The 14,886-nt window shown below is 47.6% G+C and carries 18 protein-coding genes; 10 read left to right on the forward strand and 8 right to left on the reverse strand.

The features are described from left to right. Window positions 1–22 precede the first annotated feature (22 nt). Both bamC and dapA read right to left on the reverse strand, forming a co-directional pair. Complete coding sequence (gene bamC, locus UM402_RS07555; RefSeq protein ID WP_058579001.1) at window positions 23–1,108, reverse strand: outer membrane protein assembly factor BamC; 1,086 nt, start codon at window positions 1,106–1,108, stop codon at window positions 23–25. Next, window positions 1,108–1,998, reverse strand: a complete 891-nt coding sequence (gene dapA / locus UM402_RS07560) for a 4-hydroxy-tetrahydrodipicolinate synthase (protein ID WP_058579000.1) — start codon at window positions 1,996–1,998, stop codon at window positions 1,108–1,110. The genes bamC and dapA overlap by 1 nt, the downstream gene beginning before the upstream one ends. 186 nt (window positions 1,999–2,184) lie before the next feature. Here dapA and bcp point away from each other — a divergent pair, with 186 nt between their 5' ends. Further along, on the forward strand, window positions 2,185–2,652 hold the full coding sequence (bcp, locus tag UM402_RS07565) for a thioredoxin-dependent thiol peroxidase (RefSeq protein ID WP_058578999.1): 468 nt from the start codon (window positions 2,185–2,187) through the stop codon (window positions 2,650–2,652). Between the two features lie 34 nt (window positions 2,653–2,686). Here the strand turns inward: bcp and UM402_RS07570 are convergent, their stop codons facing one another. Beyond that, window positions 2,687–3,781 carry an AI-2E family transporter gene (locus tag UM402_RS07570; protein ID WP_058578998.1) on the reverse strand — a complete coding sequence of 365 codons (1,095 nt, stop codon included), beginning with the start codon at window positions 3,779–3,781 and terminating at the stop codon, window positions 2,687–2,689. 152 nt (window positions 3,782–3,933) lie between these two features. Between UM402_RS07570 and UM402_RS07575 the strand changes: the two genes are divergently transcribed. After that, entirely contained in the window at window positions 3,934–5,385 is a 1,452-nt protein-coding gene (locus tag UM402_RS07575; protein ID WP_058578997.1) for a M48 family metalloprotease, read from the forward strand. Between the two features lie 2 nt (window positions 5,386–5,387). On the opposite strand, the gene UM402_RS07580 is transcribed toward UM402_RS07575, so the two are convergent. Beyond that, entirely contained in the window at window positions 5,388–5,834 is a 447-nt protein-coding gene (locus tag UM402_RS07580) for a TlpA disulfide reductase family protein (RefSeq protein WP_058578996.1), read from the reverse strand. A 58-nt stretch (window positions 5,835–5,892) separates the two neighbouring features. On the opposite strand from UM402_RS07580, the gene arsC reads away from it, so the two are divergent. The 3 genes from arsC to UM402_RS07595 are packed head-to-tail and all read left to right on the forward strand — an operon-like array spanning window position 5,893 to window position 7,196. Further along, the gene (arsC, locus tag UM402_RS07585; protein WP_053952338.1) at window positions 5,893–6,240 is read left to right on the forward strand and encodes an arsenate reductase (glutaredoxin); all 348 of its coding nucleotides are present in this window, start codon (window positions 5,893–5,895) and stop codon (window positions 6,238–6,240) included. After that, complete coding sequence (gene wrbA, locus UM402_RS07590) at window positions 6,240–6,797, forward strand: NAD(P)H:quinone oxidoreductase (RefSeq protein WP_058578995.1); 558 nt, start codon at window positions 6,240–6,242, stop codon at window positions 6,795–6,797. Before arsC ends, wrbA begins: the two co-directional genes overlap by 1 nt. 9 nt (window positions 6,798–6,806) lie before the next feature. Next, window positions 6,807–7,196 (forward strand): DUF2069 domain-containing protein, encoded by a 390-nt coding sequence (locus UM402_RS07595; RefSeq protein ID WP_058578994.1) that lies wholly within the window; start codon window positions 6,807–6,809, stop codon window positions 7,194–7,196. On the opposite strand, the gene hda is transcribed toward UM402_RS07595, so the two are convergent. Together hda and UM402_RS07605 are read right to left on the reverse strand one after the other, a co-directional pair. Beyond that, window positions 7,193–7,906: a DnaA regulatory inactivator Hda gene (gene hda / locus UM402_RS07600; RefSeq protein WP_058578993.1), complete on the reverse strand. Its 714-nt coding sequence runs from the start codon at window positions 7,904–7,906 to the stop codon at window positions 7,193–7,195. The genes UM402_RS07595 and hda overlap by 4 nt on opposite strands. Further along, entirely contained in the window at window positions 7,906–8,991 is a 1,086-nt protein-coding gene (locus UM402_RS07605) for a DUF2066 domain-containing protein (protein ID WP_058578992.1), read from the reverse strand. Before UM402_RS07605 ends, hda begins: the two co-directional genes overlap by 1 nt. 152 nt (window positions 8,992–9,143) lie before the next feature. Between UM402_RS07605 and UM402_RS07610 the strand changes: the two genes are divergently transcribed. Further along, window positions 9,144–10,442: an MFS transporter gene (locus UM402_RS07610; RefSeq protein WP_058578991.1), complete on the forward strand. Its 1,299-nt coding sequence runs from the start codon at window positions 9,144–9,146 to the stop codon at window positions 10,440–10,442. A 7-nt stretch (window positions 10,443–10,449) separates the two neighbouring features. On the opposite strand, the gene pgm is transcribed toward UM402_RS07610, so the two are convergent. Next, window positions 10,450–12,090 carry a phosphoglucomutase (alpha-D-glucose-1,6-bisphosphate-dependent) gene (gene pgm / locus UM402_RS07615; RefSeq protein ID WP_058578990.1) on the reverse strand — a complete coding sequence of 547 codons (1,641 nt, stop codon included), beginning with the start codon at window positions 12,088–12,090 and terminating at the stop codon, window positions 10,450–10,452. After that, a complete protein-coding gene (locus UM402_RS07620) occupies window positions 12,090–12,578 on the reverse strand; it encodes an N-carbamoyl-L-amino acid amidohydrolase (RefSeq protein ID WP_058578989.1) in 489 nt (162 codons plus the stop codon). Before UM402_RS07620 ends, pgm begins: the two co-directional genes overlap by 1 nt. 107 nt (window positions 12,579–12,685) lie before the next feature. On the opposite strand from UM402_RS07620, the gene UM402_RS07625 reads away from it, so the two are divergent. The 4 genes from UM402_RS07625 to fur all read left to right on the forward strand — a co-directional run bounded on the left by UM402_RS07625 (window position 12,686) and on the right by fur (window position 14,886). Next, on the forward strand, window positions 12,686–13,462 hold the full coding sequence (locus tag UM402_RS07625) for an alpha/beta fold hydrolase (protein WP_058578988.1): 777 nt from the start codon (window positions 12,686–12,688) through the stop codon (window positions 13,460–13,462). Window positions 13,463–13,549: 87 nt separating this feature from the next. Next, on the forward strand, window positions 13,550–13,765 hold the full coding sequence (locus UM402_RS07630) for a DUF2788 domain-containing protein (protein WP_053952347.1): 216 nt from the start codon (window positions 13,550–13,552) through the stop codon (window positions 13,763–13,765). 94 nt (window positions 13,766–13,859) lie between these two features. Then, window positions 13,860–14,393, forward strand: coding sequence for a flavodoxin FldA (gene fldA, locus UM402_RS07635; RefSeq protein ID WP_053952348.1), 534 nt, complete (start codon window positions 13,860–13,862; stop codon window positions 14,391–14,393). Window positions 14,394–14,439: 46 nt separating this feature from the next. Beyond that, complete coding sequence (gene fur, locus UM402_RS07640) at window positions 14,440–14,886, forward strand: ferric iron uptake transcriptional regulator (protein ID WP_053952349.1); 447 nt, start codon at window positions 14,440–14,442, stop codon at window positions 14,884–14,886.

A 14,886-nucleotide genomic window follows, 5' to 3' on the forward strand; every position in this document is an offset into this window, starting at 1 on the left:
TGATTGTTCCACTCGCACTTAATTACAGTTTACTTTGCTGTTTGACAGCTGCTCGGAAATTCTCATAAACCGCTTGCAGCCACTGCTCAGGTACCATTGTATCATCTTGATAGACGCGTACAGCAGTATTCTCTCCAGACTCAAGCAATCTAAATTCGTACTCACCTTCTTCGATATTCAGCGGTTCGTAGTCGTCGCCGCCAATAAACAAGAAGCCGCTGTCCGGTTCGCTGTAGCTAACAAAATAAGTACCGGTTTCACGGTTTAAGTCTTCGACTTCAAAGCCAATGCTTTGTAGCGCAAGATTCACCAATGGCCATGCTTGATCAAAGCTATCTTCAACCAACAAGATATTTTCTCCAGCGTCAGACTGAGTCAGCTGGGTATCAATACCTTCAGCTTTAAGCTGTGCCACAGCCTGCTGTTGCTTACGGTTTACTTCAGAAATAATAGCATTAAGTAAGTCTGCTTCGAGGTTATTTCCGACTACTGGCGCAACATCCACCGTGCGACCATCAACTTTTTGCGTAAAGTTATCAATGTTAACTCGCAGTGACGTGGTGCGGTTGTGCGACTCAGTTTCCTGAATAATTTCGTAACGGAATGTACGCTCTTGTAGCTTATCCTCTTCACCACCAAAGCCGAGAAAACCACCCTCGCCGTCCAGTGTTTGCTGAAGACTCATCGTTTCAGTTAACCAGTGACCATCACTTTGCACGTCATAGCTAATACCACGACGCTCAAGCACCGTTTCTGCGGCCTCTTTTACAAATTCAGTAACAGAATCACCCATACCATCAACAATATCGAAATACGCCCGCGTTTCAGTTTCAGTCTCCAGTACCCGGCTACCTAGGCCTAATGGACGCACTTGTTGAGGGGCTGTAATGTTGACACGCTGCCCAATCAGAGCATTTTTTATATCGGTCTGCGGCACAGCGTAATCAGAATCCCGCTCAGGACGCTCAAGATCGCCAGGCAACGTCAAGGTATCAGTTGGTTGAATATTGACGTAATCAAAACCGCCACTGGCTCTTTCTCTATCTGCCGCGGAACAACCAGCAAGCGTCGCTGCGGTTAGCGCCAGGGCAAGGTAGGACAATTTCATTATGACTCCTGAGTATTAATAAGATTAGCTTTCTCCAACACCGACTCAATAATGGCCTGATTAGCCTCTTCTGGCGGTGTTAACGGAAGGCGATAATTGGCACTGCACCAACCCATGAGCGCTAACGCCCATTTGACTGGAATAGGGTTAGATTCAATAAATAGCATGTCGTGCAGCGGCGCTAGTTGTTCATCGAGTTTGTTTGCGGTCTCAGAGTCGCCTTTAACGGCTGCATCAACCATGGCTTTCACCTGCTCTGGCGCTATATTTGCTGTGACGCTAATAACACCATGACCACCTGCGAGCATGAACTCACGAGACGTTGGGTCATCGCCGCTTAGCAAAATAAAATCGTCACCGCAGCGTTTTTTAAGCTCGGCCACACGGCTGACATCGCCATTGGCTTCTTTTACACCAACCACGCCTGGAATCTGCGCCAGCTTCTCGATGATATCCGGCGTCATGTCAGAGCAAGTTCTGCCCGGCACGTTATAAAGAATTTGAGGCTTGTCGGTAACGTCGGCACAGGCTTCGAAGTGCGCCATCAGTCCAGCCATAGAAGGCTTATTGTAATATGGTGTGACATTCAAAAAGCCGTCAACGCCGGCTTGGGTCATTTTTTCGGTCAGTTGCACGGCTTCACTGGTAGAGTTTGAGCCATTTCCGGCAATAACACTTATACGCCCAGCGCTCAGCTCCACCACCGCATTGACCACATTAATATGCTCTTCGTGGGTTAATGTCGTTGACTCGCCTGTTGTTCCCACGGCAACAATAGCGTCGGTTCCTGCTTTTATATGTTGTTCTACCAGAAACTCAAGTTCGCTGTAGTCCACATTACCGTATTTGGTAAAAGGAGTGACCAGTGCAACGATACTGCCTTTCAGCATACCTTCTCCAAGTCCTAAATTTTGGGCAACAATGTTAATGCCAGCCCTAACGAAACACAAGTGATAGGAACGTATCTTAGTCAGAAGGTTCCGTAAACCTAAGAAAAACCGGACTAAGCTTTCCTAACGTATAAGCTGTTGGTTAAGATACCCCTATTCATTTATTGGAAGACTAAGGAGACAGTCATGAATACATTACAAGCTGGCGACAAAGCGCCTGAGTTCACGCTACTAGACGCAAATGAAAACGAAGTGTCGCTAAAAGACTTGCTGAAAGAGCACCGTGTACTGGTTTACTTTTATCCGAAAGCCATGACACCAGGCTGCACCGTGCAAGCTCAAAACCTGCGAGACCAGCGCGACGAGCTGGCGAAGCATAACGTTGTTTCAGTGGGTATTAGCCCTGACGCTCCTAAGCGTTTGGCGAAGTTCACTGAACGTGACGAATTGAACTTCACCCTGCTTAGCGACGAAGATCATAAAGTTGCTGAAGACTTCGGTGTTTGGGGCCTGAAGAAATTTATGGGCAAAGAATACGACGGTATTCATCGTATTAGCTTTTTGGTTGAACAAGGCGGAACCATTTCAAAGGTATTCAATAAGTTCAAAACCAAAGAACACCACGACGTGGTCTTAGAGCACCTGAAAAGCTAAGCTTTACTCATATTAGACACTAAGCCTCGTCACTTTATGACGAGGCTTTTTCTGTTTTCGCTTCCGTTTGTTCTATATTGCTAGTTCCGGTGTCCCAGGCGGTTATCACAGCTTTAACCAAGCTAGCCAGCGGGATCGCAAAGAACACACCCCAGAACCCCCAAATACCACCAAATATCAATACCGCAGCAATAATGTAGACCGGGTTTAAACTCACTGCTTCGGAGAACAGCAGCGGCACCAGTAAGTTACCATCGAGCGCCTGAATAATAAGATAAGCAACCGTCACCCAAACAAACGGGGCAGTAGGTCCAAACTGGAACAACGCGACTAAAACGACAGGAATTGTGACCACCGCTGCACCAATGTATGGAATAAGAACTGAGAAGCCGACTAAAATAGCCAATAACAACGCATACTGAAGCCCAAATAAGCTAAAGGTTACAAAGGACACTATAGCGACAACGATAATTTCAATAACCTTACCGCGAATGTAATTCATAATTTGCAGGTTCATCTCCTGCCCGACCTGAGTAATAAGTGCGCGGTTAGAAGGCAGTAACTTACTGAAGTTAGCCATTAACACATCACGGTCTTTCAGCATGAAGAAAATAAGCAGCGGCACGACGATTAAATAAACCAACATAGCCATAAGATTTATTAACGAAGTGACAGAGACTGTTACCAGGCTTTCGCCAAAGCCAACAACACGATTCTTCAACGACTGAGTCAGCTCATTAATCTGGCTTTCATCAATAACACTTGGGAACATTTCCGGCAGTTTATGCAGCCATATCTGTAGGTTACCTATCATATTTGGTAACTCTTGAATAAGCATGGTGCTTTGCTGCCATATAACCGGAACCAGTGTCAGCAGCACCAGAACAGCCAGCGCCAAAAACGCTACAAAAGTGATAATAGTGGCCGTTAACCGCGACATTCCCATATACATAAGACGAGTCACCGGCCAGTCAAGCAGGTAAGCAAGCGCAATAGCAACAATAAGCGGCGCCAGTAAGTTACCAAACAGAACAATGACAACGACTGTCACCACCAGTAACAGGAATAAGGTAACCGCGTTAGGATCTGAAAACTTACGTTGATACCACTGCTTTATGTAATCAAACATGAACTGTTATCTCCCGGAGATTCTTACAAGGATAATATCAGTCCTTGCAATCTTTCCATAACCCCATAGAGTAAAAAGGAACTAAAGATGAAAAAATCACTCTTATCAGTGACAAAACCTGAGTATTTGTAACTTCACTAATTGAGTCGTCGATGTATAAAACGCTGCTAAAAACTTTGCTGCCCGCTGTTATTGCTGTTACCACCTTTTTTACTGCATTTGCTTACAGCGCACAAGACAGTCGCAGACTTCCTGAAATAGGCACCACTGGCGCAGCATTTCTAAGCATTGAGCGCGAGCAAGTGGTTGGCGACTTTTACATGCGTCAGGTACGGGCTCAGGCACCTATTATTTATGACCCGGTACTCGAAAGCTACCTGAGCAATTTAGGGCAGCGCCTCGTGCGCCACAGCAGTGGCGTGAAATACCCCTTTAACTTTTTCTGGATACGCAATAACGAAATTAACGCCTTTGCGTTTATGGGCGGCTACGTGGGTGTGCATACCGGGCTTATTCAGGAAGCCCGTACGGAGTCCGAGCTGGCCGCTGTGCTCGGGCACGAAGTCGCTCACGTCACACAGCGCCATATTGTCCGCCGCATGCAAGAGCAACAACAGAATATGCCCATGACCATTGCCGGCGTTATTGGCTCAATTCTCTTAGGTATGGCTAACCCGGAAGCCGGTATGGCTGGTTTGTATACGACATTGGGGGCAACTGGACAGTCGCAAATTAACTACACTCGGCTATATGAAAAAGAAGCTGACCGCATTGGTTTGTCTGTTCTGTTAGCCGCTGGCTTTGATCCCATGGGGGCTCCGGATTTTTTCGGTCGTTTAGCGGAAAAATATCGTTACGTCAGTAAACCACCGGAAATGCTCATGACTCACCCGCTCCCCGAATCACGTATTGCTGACACCCGAGCACGCGCGGAGTCGATGCGTCGTATCGATGTAAAACCCAGTCTTGAGTTTGCATTAGCGAAAGCTCGTGTTGAAGCTCGTTACGCCGAGAACCCGTCGGTCTCCGACTTCCAGGATATGGCGAACAGCAGTAACCCAATTAACCAACGTGCCGGCACTTATGGCCTGGCGATAATTGCTCTCGACCGGGGCCATTACAACACAGCTTCAGAGCATATCAACACCTTGCTTAAAGACGAGCCGAACAACCCGTTTTACATTGACGTACAAACCGATATTTTACTGGGGCAGGAAAACTACGAATACGTTATGGATTGGCTGGAAGGTAAGTATATCCGTCAGCCGACAGAGCCTGTTATTACCATTAACTTTGCCAATGCAGCACTCACATCCGGTAACGGTAAGCTCGCTGAAAAGCTATTGCGCGAGTTTTTGCTGCAAAACCCGAACCACCCGTTAGCACTCGACTTACTGACCCGCGTGTATGAGAAAAGTGGGAAGCGAGCCGCCATGTACGAAACTCGCGCCGAGGCTTTGGCGTTACGTGGCAACTTTTCGCTGGCCATTAATCAGCTGCACACAGCGCATAACCACACGGCCAATGATATTACCCGTAAGCGCATTAACGCTCGCATAGACCAACTGCGAGCGCTCGAAAACCAAGCCAGAAACATTATGTGATGTTACTCGGCGCCCACAGCGTTATTCAGGGAGTCCAACGTTTGCTCGCCCATGAGCGGTCCATCAACACTGCCATCCGGTCGGATCACATAGGTTGCCGGCAGCATATTGGGTCGCTCGAATGGAAATGCGGGTGCCGGCTGAGTCAGTGACAGCGGAAATTCAATACCGTGCTTTTTCTTCAACGCGGCTAAATCTTCATTCGACATAGGATCAAAGCTGACACCAATAAGCGTGACGTTTTCAGGCTTTTGGTGGTGAAACTCATTCAGTTCGGGTAACTCTCTTAAGCACGGAGCGCACCACTCGGCAAAATAGTTAACCACCACCGTTTGCCCCTGCATTGAAGACCAGTCGTAAGTGTTACCGGTATCGGTCTTGACATCGGCTGACTCAGAGCAGCCCAACAACATAAAAGAAGCAACGAAAGCAATGACTGCGAGTTTCATTCTTAACCCCGTTTAGTTAGTATTAATGCATTACGAGAGACTACAAGGTACGACAAAAATGAGTGAAGTAACAATTTATCATAACCCACGTTGTTCAAAATCAAGACAAACCCTTGAGCTTCTCAAAGAGAAGTCTATTGAACCAGAAGTTGTCGAGTACCTCAAAACGCCGCCAAACGCTGCTGAATTAAAAGACATTCTGAGCAAACTTGGACTTTCTGCAGACGAGCTTATGCGGAAAAAAGAGGCTATCTACAAAGAGTTGGGGCTTGCTGGTGTCAGTGACGAAAATGAATTGATTACCGCCATGGTCAATAACCCTAAGCTTATCGAACGCCCTATAGTCATTAAAGGCGATAAAGCGGCTATTGGGCGGCCTCCGGAGTCGGTACTGGATATTCTTTAATGGCGAGAGTTCTAATCCTCTATTACAGCCGCAGTGGAGCAACCCAGCAGTTAGCCGATGCTATTGCTGAAGGTGTTGCGAGCGCTGGTGGCGAGGCCGTATTGAGAACCGTTAATACGGCCAGTGATGCTGCCAGCGAACGCGATCTCGATGTCAGCAACGATGACTTAGAGCAATGCGATGCACTGATTCTTGGCAGCCCTACACGCTTCGGGCACATGGCCTCAAGCCTACAGAAGTTCTGGGAAGGCACATCTGCCCAGTGGCTATCCGCTACCTTAGCCGACAAACCCGGAGCTGTTTTTACCTCCTCCAGCTCTTTACATGGTGGTCAGGAGTCGACGTTACTAAGCCTGGCTCTGCCGTTGTTGCATCACGGTATGCTGCTGGTGGGTTTGCCCTACTCTGAACCCGCTCTGCATAAAACCGAGTCTGGCGGGTCTCCTTATGGTGCAAGTCATGTCGACGGCTCAGGTAAACTCACCGAGCATGAACGCCAACTTGCGGTTGCTTTGGGTAAACGCGTTGCCTCAGCCGCTCAAAAGCTAATGTCTTAGGATTTATTCATGCCAACATCTCCACAGTTTTATCGTGTCTTAACGCAGCTTTGTTACTGGCCCCTGCTGGTTCTTGTCATCTTGTGGCATAGCCTACCGAGTTCGGAGCCGGGATCCTTGCCTACTTCGCTTTCTTTGCTGTTTTGGGTATTACCGCTGCTATTCCCGCTAACCGGGCTTGTGCGCGGTAAGCCATACACGCACGCCTGGGCGAACTTTATTCTGATGCTTTACTTTCTGCATGCTTTAACCACTTTATGGACACACCCGGATGAGCGCGTATGGGCTGCATTAGAGTTACTTTTTGCGGTTGGTGCTTTTATCGGAGCAACGGGTTTTGCCCGCTATAAAGGTCGCGAATTAGGATTGGGCTTAAAGAAATTGAAAGATCAGGACTAAACCGACAAGATCTTTTTAATAAAAGGTATGGTTAAACGGCGTTGATAAGTAATCGACGCCTTATCCAACTCGTTCAACGTATTCATTAGCTCGCGCATTGAGCGCCCCAGGCGTTGTATCATGAAAGCCGCAACATCATCGGGTAATTCCAGCCCCCGGAACTGAGCTCTTAAGGACAGTACCTGCGCCTTATCTTCATCGGTTAATGGTTGTAACTGAAAAGCCGTTGCCCACTGAAAACGGGAGTGTAAATCGGGCAAACTGACGTTTGTTTTTACGGCAGACTGCTGCGCAGTCATAACTAAGCGGCTGTATTCGTTGTCAGTTACGCGGTTAATCAGTGCAAACAGCTCGTAACACCAGCTCTCATTGTCGGTAACGCGGTCGACGTCGTCCAGGCAAATAATACTGGCCTTCTCAGCTCCCTGAAGCACAGCGCCCGGCTGAACCTCTACAAGCTCCTTCAGCGGGAAATAAAACACGCGGTTAGTGTTAGAAGAAGAGGCAACCAGACTATGCAGCAAATGGCTCTTGCCAACGCCCTCAGGCCCGGACAGCCAGGTCAGCTGTTCACTGGTTTCTAACGGTGCCTGCTTTTGAGGCAACGTATGCAACCATTTTAACGCCGTTTCATTACTGCCTTTGTGAAAGGTTTCAAAGGTCTCATCGTCAGGTAACTGAACGGCTAAAGGCAACTGCTGAGGAGGCATTAATTGCCCCCGCGCCATTCATAAGTCTGTACCTGATTCTCGCTCATGCTGACAAAAGGTCCCATGTCACGCACTTTTAAACGACCGTCGAGGTTTATCGACTGAATAACATGATCTAACGAGCCGTTAATCACAATATCGAACTCAGAAAGACTCTGAGAGTAATGTTTTAATGTCACGTCCTGCACTGACACAATACTTTTTAAGAACGACTCAAGCGCTAATACATGCTGAAGTTTGTTTAGCCCTTCAACCTTTATGGCCATGGTTTGGCTCACACTTTCGTCCGACGCTGTCACGCTGTAGATAGAAGACAGCTTAGCCATCAACTGTTGCATTAACGGCTCTGCCAACCAGTCTTTGCTTGTTGCAGAGACTTTACCGTACAAACGTCTGTCGCCCACTTCCACTGACCAGTCCAGAACCCATGGCTCTTCACTTTCCGCGTTGCGCATTATTTTTCCGACAAAAAGTCCATCGGAACCATAACGTTTAGACGTTTCTTTAATAGGTTGCATGAAACGCGCCCATACATCGGTTGGCGAAATCGTAAAAGAGTCCGTTAAATCCATTAAAGGCATACGTATTGGCAAACTTAACTGGCGTGCGAAAAAACTGAGTTGCTGCTGAAAAACCGACTGTCCGGAACTGTCGAGTATGGTTCTGCGACCATCTTCGTTTTCGGTCACAATCCACATTAACAGCTCTGGTCGGCGGCTACCCCAATACGGCAATTGATGCTCTGCTAACAATGAACGTACTTTGGTACCATCAAAGGTCGCGGTTAATGTGCGCTGCCCTTGGTTGTCACTGTAACCGTACTGAATGAGATAGTTACTGACGCTGCGTAGCGCCCGCTCAACCGCTTCGTGCTCGATAGACTCAGGTTGTCCGGTCACTTTCAAAATAACCCGTTCAAACGCTTCTCGAATGGCTTGTTGCCGATGCGAATTACTTTGCGAGGCAACTTCAACCTCCGCTGCATAAAGGTTATCAACCAGCTTTGCCTGAGCGCTGCCGTTGTATAGCATTGTCAGCAATGTAATTGACGCAATAAACACAAAGCGACTTAGCAACCGTGACATGACATCATCCTAATAAGACTTTGAGAGCATATTAAACAGCCAAAACCAGAACAGCAAGTAACAACTTGTGGATAAGCTTGTGGGAATCTCCCCTATGAAAAAACGGCAACTGACGCTATGATTGCCATAAATTCAAAAACAGCGGTAAAGACATGCTAAAACAACAACTTCGGGGAATCAGCTCACTGCTTACCAGCATCAGTCTCATTGGTGTTGTAGTGGGAATGACCAGTACCCTGTTAAGTTTACGTGCCACTATCGAAGACTTCGGTACGTTAGTCACCGGTTTTATCATGTCAGCCTATTTTATTGGCTATTTATTTGGGTCAACCCGCGCACCTAAAGACATTCGTCGTGTCGGCTATATTCGCTCGTTTGGTGGCCTCGCCGCTCTTGCCGCGTTCAGTATTTTAATGCAGGCAATATGGGTCGACCCGGTTGTCTGGTTTGTTATGCGCTTTATTACCGGCTTTGCCATTTCCGGTATTTTCGTCATTGTTGAAAGCTGGCTCAATACCATGGCCGACAACAAAAGCCGCGGCACCCTGCTGTCTGTTTACCTGGTGATTATCTACAGCGGACTCATTGCCGGCCAGCTGATACTAGGCGTCGCCGACCCTGCTGGCTTCGTTGCTTTCGCTATTGTTGCCCTGCTCATTAACCTGGCGCTTATACCCATTTTGGTCAGCGTTACGGTCGAGCCAACCACTCATGAAAACAAAAAAGTGCCGGTTTCACTGTTGTTGAAAACGGTGCCGTTAGGGGTTGTGAATGCGTTCGTTATGCAGGCCTGCTACGCAATGTTTTACGGCATTGGACCCATGTATGCCTCTTACATTGGCCTAAGTGTCTTCCAAATTACCATCTTTATGGCGGCCTTCATTTTAGGCGGACTCATTTCGCAGGCGCCATTTGGGCTTTTATCGGACAGAATTGACCGCCGTTTTGTTATCGCTATTTGTGCGGCCGGCGGCACGGGTGTTGCCGTATTGCTCTCACAACTGGGCGCATCCAACGCTATTTTAATTTACCTGGCGGTAGGTTTACTGGGTGCCTTTATCTTGCCTCTGTACTCGCTAGGCATGGCGCACACCAATGACTACCTGGAAAAGGATCAGATGGTTGGTGCCACCGGCGCTATTATCAAAATAGGTGGTGCAGGCTCTATTATCGGCGCACCGGCCGTTGCCGCACTCATGCAGTTTGGCGCCATAAATTTCTTCTTCTTACTGTTGGCCAGTCTTACCGCGCTGGTGTGCTTGTATACGCTGTATCGAGTGACTCGTCGTGCAAAAGCAGAAGACCAGCTACACAGCAACTTCGCTATTTTGGCACCGTCACAAACCTCTGACGAGCTCTTAACATCAATGGCGGAAGAAGCGCCTGAAAGTCTTGAGGAAGAAGAGGAAGACGAGGATAGCGAAATAGAAAGTAACGCTATCCTCCGTTAGCAGAAGGTTATTTATCAGCCAGTAAGTCGTTGACCCACTCAGCGGCTTGCTGGAGTATCGCATCTAAATGCTCTTCACCAACAAAGCTTTCAGCGTAGATCTTATAAACCGGCTCAGTGCCTGAAGGCCGCGCTGCAAACCAACCATTCTCTGTGGTCACTTTAATGCCGCCAAACTGCGCGTCGTTCCCTTTCGCTTTGGTCGTAATATCCGTCACAACTTCATCAGCAAGCGTTGGCAACTTCACTTTATAGGCACGAATGCCTTTAAAGCGCTGATTCATTTCTGTTGAGGATGCCGTATCAACACGGCGATAAAACGACGTACCATGCTGCTCGCACAGTTCATCATAGTACTGACTGGGGTTCTTGCCCGTTGTCGCCAGAATCTCAGCGGCCAGCAAGGCTAAAACAATACCATCTTTGTCAGTCGTCCAGGTATCACCATTGTGGTCCAGCATGGTTGCTCCGGCACTCTCTTCACCGGCAAATGCAATACTCTTATCCGCCAAGCCTTCCGCAAACCATTTAAAACCAACCGGCACTTCCATCAGTTTTCGATCATTTGCGGCGACAACGCGGTCTATCATGGCACTGGACACCAAAGTCTTACCGATAGCGGCAGCGTCTGACCAGGAACGGTGCTTACACAAATAATCAATAGCGACCGATAAATAATGGTTTGGGTTCATCAAACCATGCGTTGGTGTCACAATACCGTGACGATCATAGTCCGGGTCATTACCCATGGCTAAATCGTATTTGTCTTTCAGCTCCAGCAGTGACGCCATGGCATGAGGTGACGAGCAGTCCATGCGGATCTTTTCGTCTTTATCGAGCGACATGAACGAGAAAGTCGCATCGACTACCGCGTTTTTGACATCAATATTGAGCCCATAATGCTCAGCAATTTGTAACCAGTACTTTGCACCCGAGCCACCCATAGCATCAACGCCCAGAGTTAAGTTAGCTTTCGCAATAGCGTCCATGTCCACGCAGTCGGTTAAATGCTCAATGTAATCTTTGCGCCAATCTACAAACGTCAGCCCCGGGTGTTCGAGAACATCTTCACTTTCACAGGTGTTCACACCAATGAGCCCCGACGACAGCAACGCATTTGCGTACTTTTCAATGGTCTTAGTGGCGTCACCGCCCGCTGGACCACCGTGTGGCGGGTTGTATTTGAAGCCGCCGTCCTGCGGTGGATTGTGCGACGGCGTAATAACCACACCATCGGCTTTGGCGCTATTATTCTTGTTCCATTGAATAACCGCTCGACTCAATACCGGTGTTGGCGTGTAGTCGTGCGCTGCCTGAACATGCACTTCCAGACCATTGCCTAAAAACACATCTAAAGCACTTAAATACGCCGACTCAGACAGTGCGTGAGTGTCTTTAGCCACCAAAATAGGACCGGTAATGCCCTGCTCCTCGCGGTACGCGCAAATCGCTTGTGCAATCGCCAAAATATGTGCTTCATTAAAGGAACGCTTTAACGAACTACCTCGGTGACCCGAAGTACCAAAACTGACTTTTTGTTCGGCTTTGCGCGGGTCTGGCTCGTACACATAGTAGGCACTGGTCAACTGTGCAATATTGGTTAAGTCACTAGCTTGCGCCAATTGCCCGGCGCGCGATGAATTTGCCATTATAAAAAATCCCTTATCTTTTCTGCATCAGCAGAGCTGTAGCCTAACGTCTTTGCAACCTGCGTCAGCATTGACTTTTTCTTGGTCGTATTGGTGTTGGTTATAACCCAGTACGGCGCATCGGGTATTTGTTTCGGATTGGTGCTGTTACCGGTGCTCAGCAGCGCGTCTTCGGTGCGCGCAAAGTACTGACGGTCACGGCCGCGTATGTCCAACACGTCAGCAAAACGGTCACTGTGACTTTTGTACAGCATGCTTAATATGTATAAAAAGCGGGCAACAACACTCTTTTGAATGCGCACGTCCTGCTCATTCAAGCGGTTAAAAACACTGTCTGTTTTCGTCTTTTCCGGCTTGGCAGGTGCCGGCTCTGTCGTTTTATCAACATCCAGCAGACGGCGCAGAATATCGGAAGCACTTTCTCCAATTTCGCGAGTGTGGCTAGCTATATAGGCGTACAAATCGTCGTCAATGTCTATCCGTTTCATTATTAATGACCGACCTCTAATAAACCATTATGTATGGCTTTGTCGCTTGCATCGGCACTACAAAGCCTTGAAAATAGACCGCAAAGTTTATCACTAAAGGCGACTCGATGGCAGACTCTAAACAATTGAATCATGAAACGCTTGGTAACTCTAAGAACCCGGCAGTTATCATCATTCACGGGCTTTTTGGCGACAAAGACAACCTCAAGCGACTGGCTCGCGAGCTAGAGTCTGACTTTTTCTGTGTATTAACAGACGTCAGAAACCACGGCGACTCCTTCCACAGCAACGACATGACCTACCCAAGCATGGCTGGTGACATTATTGCGCTTGCCGACGACCTTAACCTAGATTCGTTTCATTTAGTCGGTCACTCTATGGGTGGCAAAATTGCTATGGAAGTTGCTATGAGCGCTCCCAAACGAGTGTTGTCAGCGGTATTCGCCGATATATCTCCTGCAGCTTATGAAGGCACCCACGACCGCATTATGGAGGCACTTTGTGCACTTGACCTTTCTCAGGTTAAAAGCCGTGGTGACGCAGACAAGCAACTGTCCGATGCCATTGCTGAGAAAGGCGTGCGTCAGTTTCTGCTGAAGAACCTGAAACGTACCGACGACGGTTATCAGTGGCGCTTAAACCTAAACGCACTGAAAGAGTGCTACAGCGAAATATCCGGCGCTGTGAGTGAAAACACCTACGACGGGAAAGCACTTTTTATTAAAGGCGGAAACTCGAATTATCTGACGGAGAAACACGAAGACGCCGTGAAAAAGCGTTTTTCCAACGCATCGGTTAAGGTTATTGATGACACAGGTCATTGGCTGCATGCCGAAAAACCTCGTATATTTAACCGTTTGGTGCGCGACTTTCTAACGGCCTAAGGTCGCTACTTTAACGACTTTATGCTATTCTACGGCGGCTCAAAACAAGTCCCGTATTAGTGACAGATGTCAGCAAGGAGTCGTTGTATGTTGGCTGAATATTATGAACAACTGGAAATTCTTGGCACCAATATAACGCTGGGAATTCTTTTCTTGCTGATTGGTCTGGCAATACGAGACGTTTTAAAACGCTCCTCAGTACCCAAGTTTGGTCAAATTATTGTTTGGCTGGTGTTATTCCTGGGTTGTTTTGGCTTCATTGCAAAAGGCATTATCCAAGTCCTGTGGGAGTCGGGTATTTAAAAAATTATTTACGTCACTGAATGGTTCCGTTCTATTTAATTACGAAATAATCCATTCAGTATTGTTGATTCGTATAAACAGGTGAAAATAATTTATGGCAACGGTTGGAATTTTCTTTGGTAGCGACACAGGCAACACAGAAGCCGTCGCTCAGATGATTCAAAAAGAGCTTGGGAAAAAGCTGGTCGATGTAAAAGACATCGCTAAGTCCAGCAAAGAAGACATTGCCAATTACGATTTACTGCTGTTCGGTATTCCTACGTGGTACTACGGTGAAGCTCAGTGCGACTGGGACGACTTTTTCCCAGAGCTGGAAGAAATCGACTTTACCGATAAATTAATCGGCATTTTTGGCTGTGGCGACCAAGAAGACTACGCAGAGTACTTCCTTGACGCTATGGGCATGGTGCGTGACATTGTTGAGGCTAAAGGCGGCATCATTATTGGTCACTGGCCAACCGAAGGCTACAACTTTGAAGACTCTAAAGGCTTAGTCGACGACGACCACTTTGTCGGTCTGGGTATTGACGAAGACCGTCAGCCTGAACTGACTAAAGAGCGCGTCAAAAAGTGGTGCGAACAAGTCTACGAAGAAATGTGCCTGGCAGAACTGGCAAATGACAGTTAATACAGGGTATGCTGTTTACTAAGTTTGACTGAGATTAAGAATAATTATGGCGAGTAACGACGAACAGTTAAAAAAAGCAGGCTTAAAAGTCACATCTCCACGCATGAAAATTCTGGAGATTCTGAAAAAGCCAGAGAACCAGCACATTAGCGCTGAGGACGTGTACAAAATCCTGCTTGAGCAAAAAGACGAAATCGGCTTAGCCACGGTTTATCGTGTTCTGAACCAGTTTGACGATGCAGGCATTATTACTCGTCACCACTTTGAAGGTGGTCGCTCGGTATTCGAACTGAGCGCTAAAGAGCACCATGACCACTTAGTGTGCCTGACCTGCGGTCACGTTTTTGAGTTTGAAGACGACGTCATTGAAGAGCGCCAGGAAAAAGTGGCGAAGACTAATAAACTGACGTTGACCAACCACAGCTTGTATTTGTACGGTGAATGCCAGCGCGGTGAAAACTGTGAGTACAAACTGGCAATAGAGGCAGAATAG

This window comes from Idiomarina sp. OXR-189 (assembly GCF_034373425.1).
Classification (GTDB): Bacteria; Pseudomonadota; Gammaproteobacteria; order Enterobacterales; family Alteromonadaceae; genus Idiomarina; species Idiomarina zobellii.

Excerpts from the sequence above, each read along its gene's own strand:
- bamC (WP_058579001.1), bottom strand. The coding sequence starts at position 1,108 with ATGAAATTGTCCTACCTTGCCCTGGCGCTAACCGCAGCGACGCTTGCT.
- dapA (WP_058579000.1), bottom strand. The coding sequence starts at position 1,998 with ATGCTGAAAGGCAGTATCGTTGCACTGGTCACTCCTTTTACCAAATAC.
- bcp (WP_058578999.1), top strand. The coding sequence starts at position 2,185 with ATGAATACATTACAAGCTGGCGACAAAGCGCCTGAGTTCACGCTACTA.
- UM402_RS07570 (WP_058578998.1), bottom strand. The coding sequence starts at position 3,781 with ATGTTTGATTACATAAAGCAGTGGTATCAACGTAAGTTTTCAGATCCT.
- UM402_RS07575 (WP_058578997.1), top strand. The coding sequence starts at position 3,934 with ATGTATAAAACGCTGCTAAAAACTTTGCTGCCCGCTGTTATTGCTGTT.
- UM402_RS07580 (WP_058578996.1), bottom strand. The coding sequence starts at position 5,834 with ATGAAACTCGCAGTCATTGCTTTCGTTGCTTCTTTTATGTTGTTGGGC.
- arsC (WP_053952338.1), top strand. The coding sequence starts at position 5,893 with ATGAGTGAAGTAACAATTTATCATAACCCACGTTGTTCAAAATCAAGA.
- wrbA (WP_058578995.1), top strand. The coding sequence starts at position 6,240 with ATGGCGAGAGTTCTAATCCTCTATTACAGCCGCAGTGGAGCAACCCAG.
- UM402_RS07595 (WP_058578994.1), top strand. The coding sequence starts at position 6,807 with ATGCCAACATCTCCACAGTTTTATCGTGTCTTAACGCAGCTTTGTTAC.
- hda (WP_058578993.1), bottom strand. The coding sequence starts at position 7,906 with ATGCCTCCTCAGCAGTTGCCTTTAGCCGTTCAGTTACCTGACGATGAG.
- UM402_RS07605 (WP_058578992.1), bottom strand. The coding sequence starts at position 8,991 with ATGTCACGGTTGCTAAGTCGCTTTGTGTTTATTGCGTCAATTACATTG.
- UM402_RS07610 (WP_058578991.1), top strand. The coding sequence starts at position 9,144 with ATGCTAAAACAACAACTTCGGGGAATCAGCTCACTGCTTACCAGCATC.
- pgm (WP_058578990.1), bottom strand. The coding sequence starts at position 12,090 with ATGGCAAATTCATCGCGCGCCGGGCAATTGGCGCAAGCTAGTGACTTA.
- UM402_RS07620 (WP_058578989.1), bottom strand. The coding sequence starts at position 12,578 with ATGAAACGGATAGACATTGACGACGATTTGTACGCCTATATAGCTAGC.
- UM402_RS07625 (WP_058578988.1), top strand. The coding sequence starts at position 12,686 with ATGGCAGACTCTAAACAATTGAATCATGAAACGCTTGGTAACTCTAAG.
- UM402_RS07630 (WP_053952347.1), top strand. The coding sequence starts at position 13,550 with ATGTTGGCTGAATATTATGAACAACTGGAAATTCTTGGCACCAATATA.
- fldA (WP_053952348.1), top strand. The coding sequence starts at position 13,860 with ATGGCAACGGTTGGAATTTTCTTTGGTAGCGACACAGGCAACACAGAA.
- fur (WP_053952349.1), top strand. The coding sequence starts at position 14,440 with ATGGCGAGTAACGACGAACAGTTAAAAAAAGCAGGCTTAAAAGTCACA.